18 protein-coding genes and 1 pseudogene are annotated in these 19,427 nt (G+C 61.2%); 7 read left to right on the top strand and 12 right to left on the bottom strand.

Annotation, left to right across the window (positions count from 1 at the left end):
* Positions 1 to 21: 21 nt before the first annotated feature.
* Genes surA through C3418_RS01125 form a run of 5 tightly spaced genes read left to right on the top strand, consistent with a single transcriptional unit; the run spans position 22 to position 4,357 of the window.
* Positions 22 to 1,314: a peptidylprolyl isomerase SurA gene (surA, locus tag C3418_RS01145; protein WP_052816417.1), complete on the top strand. Its 1,293-nt coding sequence runs from the start codon at positions 22 to 24 to the stop codon at positions 1,312 to 1,314.
* Positions 1,315 to 1,364: 50 nt separating this feature from the next.
* A complete protein-coding gene (pdxA, locus tag C3418_RS01140; protein WP_080990077.1) occupies positions 1,365 to 2,360 on the top strand; it encodes a 4-hydroxythreonine-4-phosphate dehydrogenase PdxA in 996 nt (331 codons plus the stop codon).
* Positions 2,350 to 3,162 (top strand): 16S rRNA (adenine(1518)-N(6)/adenine(1519)-N(6))-dimethyltransferase RsmA, encoded by an 813-nt coding sequence (gene rsmA / locus C3418_RS01135; RefSeq protein WP_010673207.1) that lies wholly within the window; start codon positions 2,350 to 2,352, stop codon positions 3,160 to 3,162. Before pdxA ends, rsmA begins: the two co-directional genes overlap by 11 nt.
* A 4-nt stretch (positions 3,163 to 3,166) precedes the next feature.
* Positions 3,167 to 3,529, top strand: coding sequence for a Co2+/Mg2+ efflux protein ApaG (gene apaG, locus C3418_RS01130; RefSeq protein ID WP_010673206.1), 363 nt, complete (start codon positions 3,167 to 3,169; stop codon positions 3,527 to 3,529).
* 6 nt (positions 3,530 to 3,535) lie between these two features.
* Positions 3,536 to 4,357, top strand: a complete 822-nt coding sequence (locus C3418_RS01125; protein ID WP_039040022.1) for a symmetrical bis(5'-nucleosyl)-tetraphosphatase — start codon at positions 3,536 to 3,538, stop codon at positions 4,355 to 4,357.
* A 126-nt stretch (positions 4,358 to 4,483) separates the two neighbouring features.
* Here C3418_RS01125 and C3418_RS01120 read toward each other — a convergent pair whose 3' ends face one another.
* Together C3418_RS01120 and C3418_RS01115 are read right to left on the bottom strand one after the other, a co-directional pair.
* Positions 4,484 to 4,969: a 2TM domain-containing protein gene (locus tag C3418_RS01120; RefSeq protein WP_103857815.1), complete on the bottom strand. Its 486-nt coding sequence runs from the start codon at positions 4,967 to 4,969 to the stop codon at positions 4,484 to 4,486.
* Between the two features lie 184 nt (positions 4,970 to 5,153).
* Positions 5,154 to 6,143, bottom strand: a complete 990-nt coding sequence (locus C3418_RS01115) for a luciferase-like monooxygenase (RefSeq protein WP_103857814.1) — start codon at positions 6,141 to 6,143, stop codon at positions 5,154 to 5,156.
* Positions 6,144 to 6,313: 170 nt separating this feature from the next.
* Here C3418_RS01115 and C3418_RS01110 point away from each other — a divergent pair.
* Positions 6,314 to 9,246 (top strand): annotated as a pseudogene (locus tag C3418_RS01110) (HD domain-containing phosphohydrolase).
* A gap of 71 nt (positions 9,247 to 9,317) precedes the next feature.
* Here the strand turns inward: C3418_RS01110 and C3418_RS01105 are convergent.
* The 4 genes from C3418_RS01105 to rplU all read right to left on the bottom strand — a co-directional run bounded on the left by C3418_RS01105 (position 9,318) and on the right by rplU (position 13,034).
* Positions 9,318 to 10,688, bottom strand: coding sequence for a YjiH family protein (locus C3418_RS01105; protein WP_103857813.1), 1,371 nt, complete (start codon positions 10,686 to 10,688; stop codon positions 9,318 to 9,320).
* Positions 10,689 to 11,055: 367 nt separating this feature from the next.
* The gene (cgtA, locus tag C3418_RS01100) at positions 11,056 to 12,258 is read right to left on the bottom strand and encodes an Obg family GTPase CgtA (protein WP_010673200.1); all 1,203 of its coding nucleotides are present in this window, start codon (positions 12,256 to 12,258) and stop codon (positions 11,056 to 11,058) included.
* 189 nt (positions 12,259 to 12,447) lie between these two features.
* Positions 12,448 to 12,705: a 50S ribosomal protein L27 gene (rpmA, locus tag C3418_RS01095; RefSeq protein ID WP_010673199.1), complete on the bottom strand. Its 258-nt coding sequence runs from the start codon at positions 12,703 to 12,705 to the stop codon at positions 12,448 to 12,450.
* A gap of 17 nt (positions 12,706 to 12,722) precedes the next feature.
* On the bottom strand, positions 12,723 to 13,034 hold the full coding sequence (gene rplU / locus C3418_RS01090) for a 50S ribosomal protein L21 (RefSeq protein WP_005304210.1): 312 nt from the start codon (positions 13,032 to 13,034) through the stop codon (positions 12,723 to 12,725).
* 242 nt (positions 13,035 to 13,276) lie between these two features.
* Between rplU and ispB the strand changes: the two genes are divergently transcribed.
* Positions 13,277 to 14,248 (top strand): octaprenyl diphosphate synthase, encoded by a 972-nt coding sequence (gene ispB / locus C3418_RS01085; protein WP_010673198.1) that lies wholly within the window; start codon positions 13,277 to 13,279, stop codon positions 14,246 to 14,248.
* Between the two features lie 88 nt (positions 14,249 to 14,336).
* Here the strand turns inward: ispB and C3418_RS01080 are convergent, their stop codons facing one another.
* From C3418_RS01080 to miaA, 6 genes are all read right to left on the bottom strand, one after another.
* Complete coding sequence (locus C3418_RS01080; RefSeq protein WP_049636189.1) at positions 14,337 to 14,525, bottom strand: DUF2065 family protein; 189 nt, start codon at positions 14,523 to 14,525, stop codon at positions 14,337 to 14,339.
* A 91-nt stretch (positions 14,526 to 14,616) separates the two neighbouring features.
* Positions 14,617 to 15,501 (bottom strand): protease modulator HflC, encoded by an 885-nt coding sequence (hflC, locus tag C3418_RS01075; protein WP_010673196.1) that lies wholly within the window; start codon positions 15,499 to 15,501, stop codon positions 14,617 to 14,619.
* A gap of 3 nt (positions 15,502 to 15,504) precedes the next feature.
* Entirely contained in the window at positions 15,505 to 16,656 is a 1,152-nt protein-coding gene (hflK, locus tag C3418_RS01070) for an FtsH protease activity modulator HflK (protein ID WP_010673195.1), read from the bottom strand.
* Between the two features lie 93 nt (positions 16,657 to 16,749).
* Complete coding sequence (gene hflX / locus C3418_RS01065; protein WP_010673194.1) at positions 16,750 to 18,036, bottom strand: ribosome rescue GTPase HflX; 1,287 nt, start codon at positions 18,034 to 18,036, stop codon at positions 16,750 to 16,752.
* Positions 18,037 to 18,099: 63 nt separating this feature from the next.
* Positions 18,100 to 18,363 (bottom strand): RNA chaperone Hfq, encoded by a 264-nt coding sequence (gene hfq, locus C3418_RS01060; RefSeq protein WP_011704864.1) that lies wholly within the window; start codon positions 18,361 to 18,363, stop codon positions 18,100 to 18,102.
* 72 nt (positions 18,364 to 18,435) lie between these two features.
* Entirely contained in the window at positions 18,436 to 19,353 is a 918-nt protein-coding gene (gene miaA / locus C3418_RS01055; protein WP_080770083.1) for a tRNA (adenosine(37)-N6)-dimethylallyltransferase MiaA, read from the bottom strand.
* Positions 19,354 to 19,427: the final 74 nt, after the last annotated feature.

Below are 19,427 nucleotides of genomic sequence, written 5' to 3'. Positions count from 1 at the left end.
CAAACGCCTTGAGAGATGGATATGAAGAAGACGTTGATTTCCCTGCTGACCGCAGGCCTGTTCGGAGTCATGAGCCAGGGAGCCCTCGCCGCCCCCGAGCTGATGGACAAGGTGCTGGCCGTGGTCAACAAGGATGTGGTGCTGGCCAGTCAGCAGGAGGCCCTGGTGCAAAAGGTCAAGGCCTCTGCCCAGGAGAGCGGCCAGTCCCTGCCCGATGACGTCACCCTGCGCAAGCAGGCACTGGATCGCCTGATCCAGGAGAGCCTGCAACTGCAACTGGCGGAGCGCCAGGGGCTCAAGATCAGTGACACCCAGCTGGAACAGGCCATTCAGAGCATCGCCGCCGACAACAAGATGAACCTGGAGCAACTGCGCGCCCAACTGGAGCGGGAAGGCCTGACCTACGCCCAGTACCGTGAGGAGGTGCGCCGCGAGATCCTGATGAACGAGGTGCGCCGCAGCCAGGTCCGCCGTCGCATCAACATCTCCGATCAGGAGGTCAAGCAGGTGGTCGAGGCCCTGAGCAAACAGGGCCAGCAGCAGACGTCATATCATATCGGCCATATCCAGGTCGCGCTGCCGGACAACCCGAATGCCGAGCAGCTCAACGCAGCCAAGGCCAAGATCGAGCGCATTCTGGCGTCCCTGAAAGAGGGGGCCGACTTCCGCAAGCTGGCCATTGCCGAGAGTAACGGTCCCAAGGCGCTGGAAGGGGGTGACTGGGGCTGGTTGAGCCCGCAGGAGATGCCCACCCTGATGGCGGAAGCCGTGCAAGGGGCCGGCAAGGGTGACATCGTCGGCCCGCTGCGCTCCGGCGCCGGTCTGCACATCATCAAGATCTTCGACACCAAGGGTCAGCAACAGGTCATGCAGACCGAGGTCAAGGCGCGCCACATCCTGATCAAGCCCTCCATCATCCTGAGCGAGGAGAAGGCCAAGGGCACCCTGGACGGCATCCTGCACGACATCAAGAGCGGCAAGGCGAGCTTCGCCAGCATGGCGGAGAAGTACTCCGAAGACCCGGGCTCTGCGGTGCAGGGTGGCGAGCTGGGCTGGTCCGATCCCAACGTCTATGTGCCGGAGTTCCGCGACATGGTCAACCGCCTGCAACCGGGCCAGATCAGCGAACCCTTCCGCACCAGCCACGGCTGGCACATAGTGCAACTGGAAGATCGCCGCAGCCAGGACGCCACCGGCAAGGCCCAGGAGCAGCGCGCCTATCAGCTTATCTTCAACCGCCGCTTCACCGAAGAGTCCCAGGCCTGGCTGGATGAGCTGCGCGACGAAGCCTACATCCAGATCGAACCCAATTGATGGGCGACAAGCAGATGAACAAGGCGCATCCAGGGCACGCCGAGGCACAGCTGAGCTGCCACCGGCTTGCCATCACCCCGGGTGAACCGGCCGGGATCGGTCCGGATCTGGTCCTGCAGATTGCCCAGCGGGCCTGGCCCCATCAGCTGGTGGTGATTGCCGATCCCGCCCTGTTGCGCGAACGGGCCGCCCTGCTGGGGCTGCCCGTCGAGCTTGAACCCTATGACGAAAGCGCCCCCACCCGTCCGCAGCGAGCGGGGACTCTGACCGTCTGCCCCGTGCCGCTCGGCGCCCCCGTGGTGCCAGGCAAGCTGGATGAGGGCAACGGCGCCTATGTGCTGGCCACCTTGCAGCGCGCCTGCGACGGCAACCTGAGCGGCGAATTCGCCGCCGTGGTGACCGGGCCGGTGCACAAGGGGATCATCAACCAGGCGGGCGTCTCGTTCAGCGGTCACACCGAGTTCTTCGCCCAGCAGTCCGACACCGCCGATGTGGTGATGCTGCTGGCCACCGAAGGGCTGAGAGTGGCCCTCGCGACCACCCATATTCCCCTTGCCTATGTGGCCAAGGCCATCACCGAGGATCGCCTTGGCAAGGTGATCCGCATCCTGGATGCGGATCTCAAGCGCAAGTTCGGCATCGAACAGCCCCGGATCTATGTCTGCGGCCTCAATCCCCATGCCGGGGAAGGGGGTCATCTGGGCCGTGAAGAGATCGATGTCATCGAACCCGCCCTGGCCGCCCTGCGCCAGGAAGGGATCGATCTGGTCGGCCCGCTGCCGGCCGATACCCTGTTCCAGGACAAATACCTCAAGGATGCGGATGCGGTACTCGCCATGTACCACGATCAGGGGCTGCCCGTGCTCAAGTACAAGGGCTTTGGCAACTCGGTCAACATCACCCTCGGACTTCCCTTCATCCGTACCTCGGTGGACCACGGCACCGCGCTGGATCTGGCAGGCAAGAACCTGGCAGACCCCGGCAGCCTCACCACCGCGATCAACCACGCCATCCAGATGGTAGAGAAAAAAAGATATGAGCAGTAAGGTGCACATGGGCCACACGGCCCGTAAGCGTTTCGGTCAGAACTTCTTGCACGACCGGTATGTGATCGACCAGATAGTGGCCGCCATCAACCCGCAACCGGGTCAGAATCTGGTGGAGATAGGCCCGGGTCTGGCCGCGCTCACCGAGCCGGTCGCCGCCCAGATGGACAAGATGACCGTGGTCGAGCTGGACCGGGATCTTGCCGCACGTCTGCGCGAACACCCCACCCTGAAAGAGAAGCTGACCGTCATCGAAGCCGATGCCATGCGCTTTGACTTCAGCACCCTGATGGGGGAAGGCAAGGGGCCGCTGCGCATCTTCGGCAACCTGCCCTACAACATCTCCACCCCCCTCATCTTCCACCTGTGCGAATTTGCCGACCGGGTGGAGGACATGCACTTCATGCTGCAAAAGGAAGTGGTACTGCGTCTGGCCGCCGGCCCGGGCAGCAAGGCCTATGGCCGTCTGAGCGTGATGACCCAGTACTACTGTCAGGTAGTGCCGGTGCTGGAAGTGGGTCCGGGCGCCTTCAAGCCGGCGCCGAAGGTGGATTCCGCCGTGGTGCGTCTGATCCCGCACAAGAACCCGACTATCGTCGCGAAAGACATTCGTTGCCTGAACCGGGTCTGCACCGAAGGCTTCGGCCAGCGTCGCAAGACCATTCGCAACAGCTTCTCCAACTTCATCACCGACGCCCAGCTGACCGAGCTTGGCATCGATGGCAACCTGCGCCCGGAGAATCTCTCCCTCGAGCAGTTCGTCACGATCGCCAACTGGCTGGCCGACCAGCAACAGGCCTGATCCCATGACCCAAGCCCGGATAGTGGTCCGCCCCCACCCAAGCTATGTGGCGGGAACCGCAGATCCCTACCATTTTCTCTATCGCATCGAGATTGAGAACCTGGGTCCGGGCACGGTGCAACTGCTGCATCGACGCTGGCTCATTACGGATGCCAATGGCAAGATGCTGGAAGTGGAAGGTCCCGGCGTGGTCGGTGAACAACCCCTGATCGCCCCCGGCGAGACCTTTTCCTACCAGAGTGGCGTTCCCCTCGCCACACCGCTTGGCGTGATGGAAGGCAGCTACATCCTGCAGGATGAATCGGGGCAACAATTCGAAGCCCCCATCGCCCCCTTCACGCTGGCCGTCCCCAACATAATCAACTGAGGTTTCATGGCGAACTGTTTCGTCGGTGATATCCAGGGCTGCTACGACGATTTGCGCCGTCTGCTGGATCTTGCCGAGTTCGACTTCGATAACGACACGCTCTGGCTGTGCGGCGATCTCGTCGCCCGGGGGCCGGACTCCCTCAACACCCTGCGTTTCGTCAAATCACTGGGGCAGCAGGCCGTCACCGTGCTCGGCAACCACGACCTGCACCTGCTGGCGGTGGCCCACGGGGTCGCCCCGCTCAAGAAGAAAGACAAGCTGCAGGCGCTGATGGAGGCGCCGGATCGGGACGAGCTGCTGGAGTGGCTGCGTCACCGTCCCCTGCTGGCAGAACACCCCGACCTGCCCATCATGATGGTGCATGCGGGCCTCTCCCCCGCCTGGGACGCCCACACCGCCCGCAGTTGTGCCCGGGAGGTGGAGAGCCTGCTGCGCGGGGATCAGTACAGCTGGCTGCTGCACAACATGTATGGCGATCAGCCCGACAGCTGGAACGACAACCTGCTGGGCATAGAACGTTACCGCTACATCATCAACAGCTTCACCCGGATGCGCTTTTGCTACTTCGACGGACGCCTCGACTTCAAATGCAAGAAGGGCCCCACCGAATCGACCCCGGGCCTGCGCCCCTGGTTCGAGCAGCGCGAGCACCATGTGGATGACCCCATCCTGGTCTTCGGCCACTGGGCGGCCCTGATGGGCAACACCGGCAAATCCGATATCAAGGGACTCGACACCGGGTGCGTCTGGGGCAACAGCCTCACCCTGTGGCGCTACGAGGACGACGCCCTGATCGCCACCCCCTGCCCGGCCTATGCCAAGTAGAGCGGCTCTTTGCGGAACATGGGAATGATCCGCCGTTGAGAGGACAGCAATGCCCTCCACCACCAAATGGAGCTGAAAACAGAACGGGCCCGGCAATGCCGGGCCCGTTTTTTCATGATGAGCGGATCAGAGCCTGCGCCCCAGCCGTTTCTCGACCTGGCGCCGCTCCCATTCCGGGCCAAACAGCTTGAAGGGCTGGAACAGGTTGATAGCGTGGGAAGCCAGCCCCAGCCCCCAGCCCAGCATGGGCCACCAGGCCCAGATATAGTCCGGGTTGCTCAGGTAGTTGATGACAAACAGCCCCCCTATCACCAGCACATAGCTCATGAGGTGGCCGTAGAAGCCCCTGAGCCCCTCCACGAACTTCATCGCCTCCCGCTCATCCCGCGCCACCTGCACGCGTCCCCGATCTTCGCCCTCATTCCCTTTCATCTCGCTCTCCTGCAGTTGGGTCACATCGAGCTCGAAGACGGCGGCCAGGGCCTTGAGGGATTCCAGTCCGGGTTGTTGTCCCTGCTCTACTCGCTGAATGGTGCGAACGCTCAGGCCAGTGAGGGTCGCCAGCTGTTCCTGGGACCATCCCCGTTGCAATCTCAACTTCCTGACGATCATCTTGCGCTCCTTGTGGTGATTGACAGGGCCAGCATAGGGAAAGGGCATGAGAGGCGACACGACAGATGGCCGACACTCACCTGACTTCCTTTAAAAATCATAAACTTACTACCACGCAATCGTGGCTCTTTCGCCCCGAGCAACCAGGCTTGGCGTGCCGCTGGCGGCCAGACGTCACGGGGGGTTACAACCCCTGCATCAACTCGGCACCAATCTCGAAGGAGCGCAGGCGCGCCTGATGATCGACGATGGGACCGTTGAACATCAGCTCGTCCGCTCCGGTCTCTGCCAGCAGAGCCTTGAGGCCGTGGCGTACCCGATCCGGCTCCCCCACCAGGGAGCGAGCCAGAGTCTGCTCCATCGCCATCAATTCGCGGGGAGACCACTCATCCCCCAGCGTCTGCACCGGCAGTGGCAGCTTGCCGGCATCCCCCCGGTAGAGACGCAGGAACTGCTGCTGCAGGGTGGTGAACAGGAAGCGGGCCTCACGATCGGTGTCGGCGGCGATCAGATTGACGCACACCACCGCATGGGGTTTGGGCCAACGGGCAGAGGGACGGTATTGGGTACGGTAGATCTCCAGCGCCTGCAGCAACATGGCGGGAGCAAAGTGGGAGGCAAAGCCGAACGGCAGCCCCATGGCCGCAGCCAGTTGGGCACTGTAGAGGCTGGAGCCCAGCAACCAGATGGGCACATGGAGTCCCTGACCCGGCACCGCCTGCACGGCAGCGACCTCGTCGCCAAAATAACTCATCAGTTCGCGCACATCCGCCGGGAAGTCATCCACCTCGCCGCTGCGCTGGCGGCGAAGCGCCTGCATGGTGCGCTGATCGCTGCCAGGGGCGCGGCCCAGGCCGAGATCGATGCGATCCGGATAGAGGGAACTCAGCGTGCCGAACTGCTCCGCAATGACCAGGGGGGAGTGGTTCGGCAACATGATGCCGCCAGCCCCGAGCCGCAACGTCGTGGTGCCCCCGGCCAGGTGGCCAATCAGCACCGCTGTGGCGGCGCTGGCAATGCCCGGCATGTTGTGGTGCTCCGCCAGCCAGTAGCGATGGTAACCCCAGCGCTCCGCATGGCGAGCCAGATCCAGCGAGTGGCGAAACGACTCGGCCGGCAGACCACCTTCGGGAACGGGCACCAGATCCAGCACGGAATAGGGGACGACAGACATGGGACACTCCATTGGTTCACAGGGCGTTTATCAGGGGAGCAATGTAGCACGAGATATCTGAACGAATCATCTCACCACAGGGGCAAAGACGCAGCGCGAAGGCCGGCTGTTGATTTGGGGCTGAAGAGCGCAAGATCGAGTCCTAGGCTTTTTGTCATCCAGCAAGCACACTGTTAGGTGACCAATACGGCGATCGCCAGGGGACAAGGATCCGTCCATGACAAACGCAAGTCTCAGTCGCAGACCCTTTTACGTATACATTGCCACCCTTTTCATCCTGCTCTTCTCCTTGCTGGGGGGCGCCCTCATCGTGCTGCAGTTCCAGCAGGGCATGCAGCAGGGGCTGGAGCACGAACGTCAGAGCTTCCAGCAATACCGGGAGCAGCTTGCCCTCGCCATCAAGCTGAACCAGCGACCGGCCCGCATGTCCCTGAATCTGCTGCGCAGCGGCCAGCTGTCCGCCATGACAGGGCTGGAGACGCGGCTAGCCTTCCTGCCCCAGCTGGCAGAAGTACTGGCCAACAGCACCAGTTACGGCGCCATCTATGCCGGTTACGAGGACGGCGATTTCTTTCTGGTACGCAAGCTGACCGAACGGGCGAGAGGGGCGTTGGAGGCGCCTCCGCCCGAGAGCCGCCTGCTGGTCCAGAGCCTGCATCAGGGACAGGGAGAGTTCCTCTATTTCGACCAGCGGCTGCGGCTGCTGGAGCGGCGCCCCATGCCGGATTACCGTTTCGATCCGCGAGATCGGGGCTGGTACAAGGAGGCGCGCTGGAACACCGGCATCATAGTGACCCACCCCTACCTCTTCTTCACTACCCGGGAGCCAGGCATGACACTGGCGGTGGAGAGCGACGATCGCCGGGCGGTGATCGGACTCGATGCGGGCATGGAGGGGCTCTCTTCCCTCATCGGCGAGTTGCCCCTGCCCGGTCACAGCCAGTTGGTGCTGTTTGACGAGGTCGGGACCCTGCTGGCCACGGATCCCGAGCGCCTCCCAAGCTTCGAGCAACTGAGCCGCCTGCCCATGCTGTCGGCCCTCAATCACCCCATTCTCACCAGGCTGCAACAGGAGATGGCTGCGCGGCCTACCCTGCTGCATCACCCCGCCGAGCTGACCCTGGCAACGGTTCAGAGTCAGGAGTGGCTGGTCAACCTCTCCTCCCTCGGGTAAGAGTCTCCGTTTTATCTCGCCCTCCTGGTGCCCACCGAGGTGCTCACCGCCCCGGCGCGCCAGGATGCGCTGCACAATCTCGCCTGGGCCCTTGCCGGTCTGCTGCTCCTGCTGCCCGTCATCTGGCTGGCCGCCCGGCGCACTGCCGCTCCCTTGCTGGTATTGACCGGGGAGGCAGAGCGGATCCAGCACTTCGACTTTGGCGAAAGCCCGGGGCCGGATTCGGCGATCCGCGAAATTGACGACCTCGCCCGCGCCATGTCCAGCATGCGCCTGACCCTCGGCAATTTCATGAACATGGGCCGGGCGCTGGCGGCAGAGCATCGCTTCGATTCATTGCTCAGCCGCATCCTGCACGAGACGGTGGCGGCTGCCCAGGCCGAGGGCGGCTGCCTCTTCCTGGCCCAGGAGAGCGAGATGCAGGCCGTTCACGCCATCTGGCAGGGGCAGCCGCTGGCGTGCGAACAGGTACAGTGGCAGGCGACGCTGCTCGGCGGTCTCTACCACACGGAGCGCCTCTGCCTGCCCCTCGACGAGGCACAGTGGGCCCGCTACCTCAGCGACTGGGGCCCCTTCCCCGGTGCCTGCCAACTGCTGGTCGAACCCCTTCACAACCACCGTCAGGAGCTGATCGGCTGCCTGCTGCTGATCCTGCCAGACTGCTCGGCCCGCGAACTGGCCTCGCGCATCAGCCTCATCGAAGCGCTGGCGGGCACCTCCTCCTCCGCCATCGAAAACCAGCGCCTGCTGGAGGAGCAGAAGCAGCTGCTGGAAGCCTTCATCGAGCTCATCGCCGGTGCCATCGATGCCAAGAGCCCCTACACCGGCGGCCACTGCCAGCGGGTGCCGGAACTGGCCAGGATGCTGACCCAGGCTGCCTGCTCACAGCAGACGGGGCCCTTTGCCGATTTCCGACTCAACGAAGAGGAGTGGGAGGCCATCCATATCGCGAGCTGGCTGCACGACTGCGGCAAGGTCACTACCCCGGAGTTCGTGGTGGACAAGGCGACCAAGCTCGAGACCATCTACGACAGGATCCACGAGATCCGCACCCGCTTCGAGGTGCTCAAGCGGGATGCCCACATCGAGGCGCTCTGCGGCCTGCTGCCCCCATCCGGGCAGCAGGCCGCCCTCAAGGCTGTAACCCCCCTCTGGCACACCCTGGATCAGGAGTTCGCCTTCGTGGCCGAGTGCAATCTGGGGGGCGAGTGGATGGCGCCGGAGAAAATCGCCAGGCTGGATGCCATTGCCAGCCGCACCTGGTTGCGCACTCTGGACGATCGGCTCGGCATCAGTCAGGAGGAGCGCAAGCGCCACCAGGAGGCCCCCTCTCCCCTCCCCTGCCGAGAGTCGCTGCTCGCCGACAAGGCGGTCCATCTCATCCCTCGCCCCGAGCACGACAATCTCGCCCGACACAACTCATGGGGCTTCAAGGTGCGGGTGCCCACCCACCTCTACAACAGGGGGGAGCGCTACAACCTCGCCATCGGCCGCGGCACCCTCACCGAAGAGGAGCGCTACAAGATCAACGATCACATCATCCAGACCATACGCATGCTGGAGAAGCTTCCTTTCCCCCGCCATTTGCGCAAGGTGCCGGAGATTGCGGGGGGCCATCACGAGCGGATGGACGGCACGGGCTATCCGCGCCAGTTGCAAGGGGGGCAGATGAGCATTCCCGCCCGCATCATGGCCATTGCGGACATCTTCGAGGCGCTGACGGCGAGCGATCGCCCCTACAAGTCTGGCAAAACGGTCTCCCAGTCCCTGGCCATCATGGTGAAGATGGTGCAGGAACAGCACATAGACCCGGCCCTGTTTGCCCTCTTCATCGAGAGCGGCATCTGGCGGGACTACGCCAGACGCTTCCTCGCCCCCGAGCAGCTGGACGAGGTCGAATGCCAGGCACTGCTGGCAGGATCACACTGACCTTCCGCTGGCACTCGCCCATAAAAAAAACGGTCAACCCGGGTTGACCGTTTTTCGTTCCACTGCGCCCCTTAGAACAGCAGGTGCGCCACACCGGCAATCACCGGCAGGGTGACCAGGGTGCGCAGCAGGAAGATGACGAACAGCTCCCACAACTTGACCGGGATCTTGCTGCCCAGCAACAGAGCGCCCACTTCCGACATGTAGATGAGCTGGGTGACCGACATGGCGGCGATCACGAAGCGGGTGATGTCGCTCTCGATAGTGGAGGCCAGCACCGCCGGGATGAACATGTCGGCGAAGCCCACCATGATGGTCTTGGAAGCGGCTTCCGCCTCCGGCAGTTGCAGCAGCTCGAGCAAAGGCACGAAGGGCGCCCCCAGCCAGTTGAACACCGGGGTGTGCTCCGCCAGCATCAGGGCACAGGTCCCGACGGCCATCACCACCGGCAGCACGCCAAACACCATGTCCAGGGCGTTTTTTACCCCTTCACGCGCCACGGCGCTGAGATCCGTCATGCTGTCGGCCTTGGTCAGGGCACGATGGTAGCCGTAGCTCAGCACGCTGTGCTGATGGGGGATGGCCTCCTGCTTGCGGCACAGGGGAGTACCGTCGCTGTAGACATCCTTCTTCCAGGAGAGCGGCGGCAGGCGCGGTACCACGATGGCGGCCACCACACCGGCCAGGCAGACGGTCAGGTAGAAGGGGACGAACATGTGCTCCAGCTTCACCTGGGAGATCACCACCAGACAGAAGGTGATGGAGACGGCGGAGAAGGTGGTACCGATGACGGCCGCTTCCCGCTGGGTGTAGAACTTGCCTTCATACTGCTTACTGGTCAGCAGGATCCCGACACTGCCATCACCGAGCCAGGAGGCGAAGCAGTCCACCGCAGAACGACCCGGCAGACGGAACACCGGACGCATGATGCGGGTCATCATGGTACCGACAAACTCCAGCAGACCGAAATCCAGCAGCAAGGGCAGCAGCAGACCCGCAAAGATGAAGACGGAGAACAGTACCGGCAGCAGATCGTGCAGCACCAGGCCGCCGGTCGCCCCTGAGCGCAGTACCTCGGGACCGGCTTCAAAGAAGGTCAACAGCACGAAGACCCCGCCCAGCACCCGCACGCACGCCCAGAAGGGGGAGACGTTGAACAGGCTGTTGAGGAAGGGCCGTTTTACCAGGATCGCCGGTTTGAACAGCCAGGCGATCAGGGTCATCAGCATGGTGGTGGTGATGATGGCGCTGACCATGGCCACCAGATGATCGGCAAACACCGTTTGAACCAGCTTCGCCAGCACGGCGACGGGAATGGTGACATTGCCCTCATAGATGACCGGGGTCATGAACAGCAGGATCCCGATCAGTGACGGGATCAAAAACATCAGCACGTTGCGGCGAGTACGGATTGCCGGTGCTTCCAGGGTCTTTTCCAACATATAAACAGCCTTAAATGTGACTTTTCCTTCAGCCGGGCCGCCTGCATACTCATGCCCTCGCCCGGAAAACGGGCGCAAGAATAACCCAAAAAACTGCACAAACAAGCCGTTAATTGATCATTTCAAGCATAAATATTTTATCAGGCGAACCATCCATAAGAACAAACCAAAACAGTCATGCATATCGATTCAATTTGAATGGTTAGCACAATGTTTCATACAGGTTACATTCAGGTGCGCAGTATAATCCGCAGCCACTGTCAGGCAATAAGAGACATGAAAAATATATCTATAGGGTGATCCCGTCGATCCTCCCATAAAAAAAACCGGAGCCTGTCTGGCTCCGGTCTTGTCACGAACATGATGCTCAATCGCGAACGTAAATGACTTCGACGCCGTCGTCGTCCTCATCGTCCCAGTCGTCATCGTCCAGGCCATCATCGAAGGCCTTGGACGCCGCCAGGGCATCGGCTTCCGCCTTGGCAAGCTGGTTCTTGTGGTAGTCGTCCCACTTGAACTCCACCTTCTCGATGGCGTCTCTGGCATCCTCCGCCAGCTGACGGGGCATGGTGTCCAGCAGATCCAGGATGTCGTAGCACACCTTCTTGGTGCCTTCCTTGCTGATGGCGGTAATGGCGTAGACCGGACCTTCGTGGTTGAGGGCTGCCTTGACTCTGTCCATCACTTCCTGAGCCTCTTCCTCCAGGATCAGGTCCATCTTGTTGAACACCAGCCAGCGCGGCTTGCCCGCCAGCTCGGGACTGTATTTTTCCAGCTCCCGGACGATGGTCACGGCGTTCTCGGCCGGATCGGAGCCATCCACCGGGCAGATGTCCACCAGGTGGATCAGGACGCGGCAACGCTCCAGGTGCTTGAGGAAGCGGATACCCAGGCCTGCCCCCTCGGCAGCCCCTTCGATGAGGCCGGGAATGTCGGCAATGACGAAGGAGCGGGAGTTCTCACCACGTACCACACCCAGGTTCGGTACCAGGGTGGTGAAGGGGTAGTCTGCCACTTTCGGACGGGCCGCAGAAACGGCGCGAATGAAGGTGGACTTGCCTGCGTTGGGCAGACCCAGCATGCCGACATCCGCCAGCAGCAGCAGCTCCAGCCTCAGGGTACGCACTTCACCCGGGGTGCCGTTGCTCTTCTGGCGCGGCGCCCGGTTGACCGAGCTCTTGAAGCGGGTGTTGCCAAGGCCGTGGAAGCCACCCTTGGCAACCAGCAGCTTCTGATCGTGACTGGTCAAATCCCCCAGCAGTTCGCCGGTGTCTTCATCGGTGGCACGGGTTCCCACCGGCACGCGCAGGATCTTGTCCTTGCCGCGACGACCGGTACAGTTGGCACTCTGGCCGTTCTCGCCACGCTCAGCGGCGTGGAAGCGCTCGAAACGGTAGTCGATCAGGGTGTTCAGGTTTTCATCGGCCACCAGATACACGTCGCCACCATCACCGCCGTCACCGCCGTCCGGGCCGCCGTTCGGGATGTACTTCTCGCGGCGGAAGCTCACACAACCGTTACCACCGTCACCGGCATCGACTCGAATCTGGACTTCATCAACAAACTTCATAGGTAACCGTCACCTTAATTCGAAAAACCGATACGCAATTATAGTGATACGGGCCCCTTCGGGCGAGGCGCATCTGGCCGATGAGGGCTGTCAGCGCCGGCTCATCCGCGTGCCGTTTTTTCGTCAAACTCATCAGAAAAACAAAAGCCCCGCCAGGTTGGCGGGGCTTCGGATCCTTGCGGTCCGTAATTACTCAGCAACGATGCTGACGTACTTACGATTCTGCGGACCTTTAACTTCGAACTGCACTTTACCGTTCGCGGTAGCGAACAGAGTGTGGTCCTTGCCCAGACCAACGTTCTCACCAGCGTGGAACTTGGTGCCGCGCTGACGAACGATGATGCTGCCAGCCAGAACTGTTTCGCCGCCGAAACGCTTCACGCCCAGGCGTTTAGCTTCAGAATCGCGACCGTTGCGGGATGAACCGCCAGCTTTTTTGTGTGCCATCTATCGGACTCCTCTAATTAAGCGCTGATGCCAGTGATTTTGACTTCAGTGAACCACTGACGGTGGCCCGCTTGCTTACGGTGGTGTTTACGACGACGGAACTTGACGATAGTCACTTTCTCGCCACGGCCGTGAGCCACAACTTCAGCCACAACCTTGCCACCTTCAACGAAAGGAGCACCTACTTTGAAAGTGTCGCCTGCAGCAACCATCAGCACTTCGTTGAAGTCGATGGTAGCGCCAGTCTCAACGTTCAGCTTTTCCAGACGAACGATTTGACCTTCGGCCACACGGTGTTGTTTTCCGCCGCTTTGGAATACCGCGTACATTTGATTAACTCCGTAAAGGCGTGTCTTTTGCTCAAGGCCAGACACGCACAAAAACCTATAACAATGGGCGGGCATTCTACGCAGAACGATTTGCCGAGGCAAGGCCAATTTAGCAAAAAGTTTATTTTGTGCGCATATCTGCCCCCGTGAATAAACGCCTAACTGTAACCCATTGTGAAATCGTGTAGAATCCCCGCCATTGCTAAAAACGCAGTAAATGCTGCCGTCACGTTACGAGACTTATGGACCAACAGACTATCCGTGCGCTCTGTGCCGCCGACATGACGGCGGTCAATGAACTGATCCTGGCGAGACTCCAGTCCGATGTCAGCCTGATCAACCAGCTGGGTTTCTATATTGTCAGTGCGGGCGGAAAACGGATGCGCCCCATGCTGACCGTGATGGCCGCACGCGCACTGGGCTATGAGGGTGAAGATCACCTGAAACTGGCCGCCATCATCGAATTCATTCACACCTCCACCCTGCTGCACGACGACGTGGTCGACGAATCCGACCTGCGCCGCGGCCGGGAAACCGCCAACGCCCTGTTTGGCAACGCCGCCAGCGTTCTGGTGGGTGACTACCTCTACAGCCGCTCCTTCCAGATGATGAGCGAACTCTCCAACCTGAAGGTGATGGAGATCCTCTCCGATGCCACCAATACCATCGCCGAAGGAGAAGTGCTGCAGCTGATGAACTGCAACGATCCGGATACCACGGAAGAGAGCTACATGACGGTCATCTACTGCAAGACCGCCAAGCTGTTTGAAGCCGCGACCCGACTCGCCGCCGTGCTGACCCATCAGCCCGAGCCCGTCGAGCAGGCCATGACCGACTACGGCAAGTACCTGGGTACCGCGTTCCAGATCATCGACGACGTGATGGACTACTGCTCCCAGAGCGAGGAGATGGGCAAGAACGTGGGTGACGATCTGGCCGAAGGCAAGCCGACCCTGCCGCTGTTGCGCGCCATGGAAGTGGGTACCCCGGAAGAGCGTCAACTGGTGCGCGATGCCATCGAGCACCGCAACGGTATGGATCACCTGGAGCGTATTCTGGGCATCCTGGATCGCACCGGAGCTCTCGAATACTCCCGCCAGCGGGCTCGGGAAGAGGCTGACAAGGCCATCGCCGCCCTCGCCATCCTGCCGGACTCCCGGCACAAGCAAGCGCTGGAGACCCTGGCCCACATGGCGGTGCAGCGCAGCGCCTGATGCCAGCCGGCGGACAATAAAAAAGAGGCCAGAGGGCCTCTTTTTTATTGTCCGAATTCGCCGTGCCACTGTCGTATCAACACAGGCTCTAACGGGCCGACGCCCACAAGATGACACCACCTGCCACCACCAGACAGCCGCCGATGCGGCGCAGCTGTTCCGGCGGCAACTCCCCGAGCAGGCGCAGCATCTGCTGCCATGCCCTGGGAGCGAGCAAGGGCCCCAATCCTTCGAAGAGCAGCAGCAACCCCAGCCCCATCAACATGGATGTCAGCATCACCTCTCCCTATCCCTGTTCCCCTGCCGGTCTGTGGCCGGCAAACAAAAGGGCCTGAATCATCAGGCCCTTGGGTCATATCAACACATGTTTACTGCTTGTTGCCGTGCGGCGACTTGAGGTAGCGGAAGAACTCGCTGTCCGGTTTCAGGACCATGAGGTCGTTGCCACCGGCGAAGCTCTTGCGATAGGCCTCCATGCTGCGCACGAAACTGAAGAACTCCGGGTCCTTCTTGTAGCTGTCGGCATAGATCCTGGCGGCTTCGGCATCCCCTTCACCACGCAGTTGACGGGCATTACTCTCGGCATCGGCGATCATCACGGTCACCTTGCGGTCGATGTCGGCACGCAGGATCTCGGCCTGCTCGCGGCCCTGTGAACGGTGTTCACGGGCAACCGCGGTCCGCTCGGCACGCATCCGCTGATAGATGGAGCTGGAAACTTCCACCGGCAGGTTGATCTGCTTGATGCGCACATCCACCACCTTGATGCCGAGCTCGGAGGAGCGCGCCATCTTCATCAGGGCATCTTCCATCACGGTACTGCGCTCGCCGGAGACGATGTCCTTGATGGTGCGGTTACCGATCTCGGAACGCAGGCCGTTGTTGATCTTGCGCTTGAGCAGGTCTTCAGCCTGGATCTTGTTGCCACCACCGGTCGCCAGGTAGTACTTGGAGAAGTCCTCGATCTTCCACTTCACGTAGGAGTCGATGATGAGGTCCTTCTTCTCGGACGTAACGAAGCGATCCGCCTGGCCTTCCAGAGTCTGGATGCGGGCATCCATCTTGCGTACCTGGTCGATGAGCGGCACCTTGAAGTGCAGACCCGGCTCGTACAGGCGCGGTTCACCAGAGTCGACCCGTTTCACCTTGCCAAACTGCACCACGATCCCCTTCTGTCCTTCATCGACGATGAAGATGGAAGAGAAGCACACCATGGCCGCCACAGCGATGACACCAATAGCTAGCTTTTTCATCTATCAGTTTCTCCCTGTGCTGAAACGATCACCGCCACGCAGCGGGGTCGGAGTGGAGTTGGCCCCTTCGTTGGACGGCTGGGCCGCCTCGACTGCCGGGGTGCCCGCAGGACGTGCCGGTTGCACGGCATTCGCCTTGCCAGAGAGCTTGTCGAGCGGCAGGTAGATCATGCTGTTGTTGCCAGCCGGCATGTCGACCACCACCTTATTGGCCTGCTGATAGAGCTCTTCCATGGTTTCCAGGTAGATACGATCACGGGTCAGCTCGGGCGCGGCCTGATACTGGGGCAGCAGCTCGTTGAAGCGAGCGACTTCACCCTTGGCCTTCAACACGATCTGGGACTTGTAGGCTTCGGCCTCCTGCTCCAGACGTTTGACCTGGCCACGAGCCTTGGGCTCCACTTCACGGGCATAGGCTTCCGCTTCACGGATGAAACGCTGCTCATCTTCCTGGGCGGAGATGGCGTCATCAAACGCATCCTTCACCTCTTCCGGCGGACGCGCCGGCAGGAAGTTGACGTCCACGATCTGCAGACCCATCTGATAGGGCTCGATGATGCTGTCGATCACCTGCCAGGTTTCCTGACGCACCTTCTCACGACCCGTGGTCAGCACATCATCCATCCGGGTGTGACCCACCACGTAGCGCAGGGCGCTGTCGGTGGCCTGGCTCAGGCTCTCGTCGGCGTTGGTCACGCTGAACAGGTACTGCTCGGGATCGACCACGCGATACTGCACGTCCATCTCGACCCGCACCACGTTTTCATCCTGGGTCAGCATGAAACCGGACGCCGGCAGGGAACGGACAGACTCTACGTCCACCGGGATCACCCGGTCGATGAAGGTCGGTTTCCAGCGCAGACCCGGGTCCACGTTGTGGGAATATTCGCCAAAACGCAGCACCACGCCCCGCTCGGCTTCGCGAATGGTGTAGAAGCCGCTGACGACCCACACCACCACGGCCACCACCAGCGCGATGGAGAGGCCGAACTTGCCGACGTCACCACCACCGGATTTGCCACCACCGAGCAGACCGCCAAAACGACGGCTCACCTTGCGAAGCATCTCGTCCAGATCAGGGGGGCCCTGATTCTTGCCGTTGTTCCCCCAGGGGTCACGGTCTTTGCCATTGTTACCAGGCTCATTCCAAGCCATCAGCGTCTCCATTAATACATGCGGATGGATATCATCTCTATCGGGCCACAGAGGGGCAATGAAGTCAGCAAACCAGTTATGTTCATCGACCCATCAATGTCTGATAAAGCGTTGTAAACTCTCACCTTCTTGTTTCATGAGGCGGTTCCAGTCAGCCAGTTGCAGGCGAACTTCCAGCACAAAGTCCCCCTCCTCGCTGAAACCTTCCTGCTCGATACCTTTCAGCCGATAGAGCGCACTGCGCAGTCTGGCGGCGGAAGGGGGCAGTTGCAGGGTGTGATGCACCATGGAGCCGGCCAGCAGTTCGGTCAGTGCCTGGAACAGGTATTCACTACCCTCGCCAGTCTGGGCCGACAACCAGACTCGCACCGGTCGTCCAGCCTCATCCCGTTCAAGACCAGCCGGACGATCCCCCAGCTTGTCGATCTTGTTGCAGATCATCAGTTGGGGACGGTCATCCGCCTCGATCTCGGCCAGCACACGCTGGACCGACTCGATATTCTCCTGCATCTGTTCATCGGCGCAGTCCACCACGTGCAGCAGCAGGTCCGCTTCGCGAGTCTCCTGCAGGGTCGCCTTGAAGGCCGCGACCAGATCATGGGGCAAGTGCCGAATAAATCCAACTGTATCCGCCAGGATCACATCACCCACATCCTGGATCACCAATTTACGCAGGGTGGGGTCCAGGGTTGCGAACAATTGGTCGGCAGCATACACGCTGGCATCTGTAAGTTGGTTGAACAAAGTGGATTTTCCGGCGTTGGTATACCCCACCAGAGAAACGGTCGGCACTTCGTTGCGGTTGCGGGCACGGCGCCCCTGCTCCCGCTGCTTGGCCACCTTGTCGAGGCGGCGCAAAATGGCCTTGATGCGCTCACGCAGCAGGCGTCGGTCGGTTTCAAGCTGGGTTTCACCCGGGCCGCGCAGACCGATCCCCCCCTTTTGTCGCTCAAGGTGGGTCCAGCCTCGCACCAGACGAGTGGAAAGATGGCGCAACTGGGCCAGTTCGACCTGCAACTTGCCTTCGTGAGTGCGGGCGCGCTGGGCGAAGATATCGAGGATAAGGCCAGTCCTGTCCACGACCCGGCACTGGAACAGACGCTCCAGGTTGCGCTCCTGGGCGGGGGTCAGGGCATGGTTGAAGATGACCACGTCGGCGTCCAGCATCTGGACCTGGGACGCGATCTCTTCCGCCTTGCCGCTGCCGACAAAAAATTTGGCGCTGGGTGCGCTGCGACTGGTGGTGATCACCCCCAGTGCATTGACCCCGGCCGAGCTCACCAGCATCTTGAGCTCGTCCAGATCCTCCCGCTCGCCCTCATCGCTGAAGTTGACATGTACCAGAACGGCCTGTTCACCAGCTTCGTAACGGTCAAACAAGCGCTTGCTCCTTGACAGGTATCATGATGGATCTGAGTTGGCGAGTGAACTCGCCGCAGGATATCACGCCTCGGCTTCACCCTGCTCTTCACCGGCGGCGCCCGGGGCGTGCTGGTGATGGTTGACGGCACGGGCCGGCACCACGGTGGAAATGGCGTGCTTGTAGACCATCTGGCTCACGGTGTTCTTCAGCAGAATGACAAACTGGTCAAACGATTCGATCTGACCCTGCAGTTTGATGCCGTTCACCAAATAGATAGAAACAGGAATACGCTCACGGCGCAGCGCATTCAAAAACGGGTCTTGGAGAGATTGCCCCTTAGCCATCTTTCTTTTCCTTATAGTTTGTTGTTTTTAAACACCGGATATTCAATATAACAACCTGATTATACAGGAGTGTCAAGCCGGACCAGCTTGGGCGACGACCCTGGCCAGATTGCCAGACTCACCAGATTCCAACCAGGTCACATCAGGCCAACCGCGCAACCAGGTCATCTGACGCTTGGCCAACTGGCGGGTGGCAACAATGCCGCGATAACGCATCTCATCATACTCCACTTCCCCCGCCAGGTAGTCCCACATTTGGCGGTATCCCACGCAGCGAATGGAGGGAAGATCCGGGGTGAGATCCCCCCGCTCGTAAAGCGCCCTGACCTCCTGCTCGAAGCCGCTGCCCAGCATCTTGTCAAACCGCTGTTCGATGCGCTGGTGCAGCACGGCCCGATCCCTCGGCGCGATGGCAAACTGCAGCGCCCGGTAGGGCAGCCCCTCTCCCTGTACCTGGGTCAGCTCGGTGAGGGTCTTGCCGCTGATGCGGTAAACCTCGAGCGCCCGGCACAGGCGCTGGGGATCGTTGGGGTGGATGCGGGCACCGGCCACCGGGTCGATGCGCACCAGTTCGTCATGGAGCGCCTGCCAGCCGAGGCGGGCAGCCTCTTCCTCGATGCCGGCCCGAATGGCGGGATCGGCGGAAGGCAGCGGAGAAAGCCCCTCCAGCAGCGCCTTGAAATAGAGCATGGTGCCGCCCACCAGCAGCGGAATGCGACCACGGTCGGCGATCTCTTTCATCTCCCGCAGGGCATCCTTGCAAAAATCCGCCGCCGAATAGCTCATGGCGGGATCCAGGATGTCGATCAGCCGGTGCGGGGCCTGTGCCAGCTCGGCTGGCGTCGGCTTGGCTGTGCCTATGTCCATGCCGCGATAGATGAGCGCGGAGTCCACGCTGATAATGTCGCAGGGCAGGGCCTGGCACAGTTCAATGGCGAGATCCGTCTTGCCGGAGGCCGTCGGCCCCATCAGAAAAATTGCAGTCGGCAAGTCAGCCACGTTAAACACTCCCTTCGGCCGCCCCTTCACGGGCGAGCCGGCATAAAACTGGTCATATGGATGCA

This window comes from Aeromonas sp. ASNIH8 (assembly GCF_002919855.1).
GTDB classification, from domain to species: Bacteria; Pseudomonadota; Gammaproteobacteria; order Enterobacterales; family Aeromonadaceae; genus Aeromonas; species Aeromonas caviae.
This window is presented reverse-complemented; position numbering and strand designations above follow the sequence as displayed.

What these genes read in the sequence shown, in the direction of transcription:
- surA (WP_052816417.1), top strand. Translation starts at nt 22, where the DNA reads ATGAAGAAGACGTTGATTTCCCTGCTGACCGCAGGCCTGTTCGGAGTC.
- rsmA (WP_010673207.1), top strand. Translation starts at nt 2,350, where the DNA reads ATGAGCAGTAAGGTGCACATGGGCCACACGGCCCGTAAGCGTTTCGGT.
- apaG (WP_010673206.1), top strand. Translation starts at nt 3,167, where the DNA reads ATGACCCAAGCCCGGATAGTGGTCCGCCCCCACCCAAGCTATGTGGCG.
- C3418_RS01125 (WP_039040022.1), top strand. Translation starts at nt 3,536, where the DNA reads ATGGCGAACTGTTTCGTCGGTGATATCCAGGGCTGCTACGACGATTTG.
- C3418_RS01120 (WP_103857815.1), bottom strand. Translation starts at nt 4,969, where the DNA reads ATGATCGTCAGGAAGTTGAGATTGCAACGGGGATGGTCCCAGGAACAG.
- C3418_RS01115 (WP_103857814.1), bottom strand. Translation starts at nt 6,143, where the DNA reads ATGTCTGTCGTCCCCTATTCCGTGCTGGATCTGGTGCCCGTTCCCGAA.
- C3418_RS01105 (WP_103857813.1), bottom strand. Translation starts at nt 10,688, where the DNA reads ATGTTGGAAAAGACCCTGGAAGCACCGGCAATCCGTACTCGCCGCAAC.
- cgtA (WP_010673200.1), bottom strand. Translation starts at nt 12,258, where the DNA reads ATGAAGTTTGTTGATGAAGTCCAGATTCGAGTCGATGCCGGTGACGGT.
- rpmA (WP_010673199.1), bottom strand. Translation starts at nt 12,705, where the DNA reads ATGGCACACAAAAAAGCTGGCGGTTCATCCCGCAACGGTCGCGATTCT.
- rplU (WP_005304210.1), bottom strand. Translation starts at nt 13,034, where the DNA reads ATGTACGCGGTATTCCAAAGCGGCGGAAAACAACACCGTGTGGCCGAA.
- ispB (WP_010673198.1), top strand. Translation starts at nt 13,277, where the DNA reads ATGGACCAACAGACTATCCGTGCGCTCTGTGCCGCCGACATGACGGCG.
- C3418_RS01080 (WP_049636189.1), bottom strand. Translation starts at nt 14,525, where the DNA reads ATGCTGACATCCATGTTGATGGGGCTGGGGTTGCTGCTGCTCTTCGAA.
- hflC (WP_010673196.1), bottom strand. Translation starts at nt 15,501, where the DNA reads ATGAAAAAGCTAGCTATTGGTGTCATCGCTGTGGCGGCCATGGTGTGC.
- hflK (WP_010673195.1), bottom strand. Translation starts at nt 16,656, where the DNA reads ATGGCTTGGAATGAGCCTGGTAACAATGGCAAAGACCGTGACCCCTGG.
- hfq (WP_011704864.1), bottom strand. Translation starts at nt 18,363, where the DNA reads ATGGCTAAGGGGCAATCTCTCCAAGACCCGTTTTTGAATGCGCTGCGC.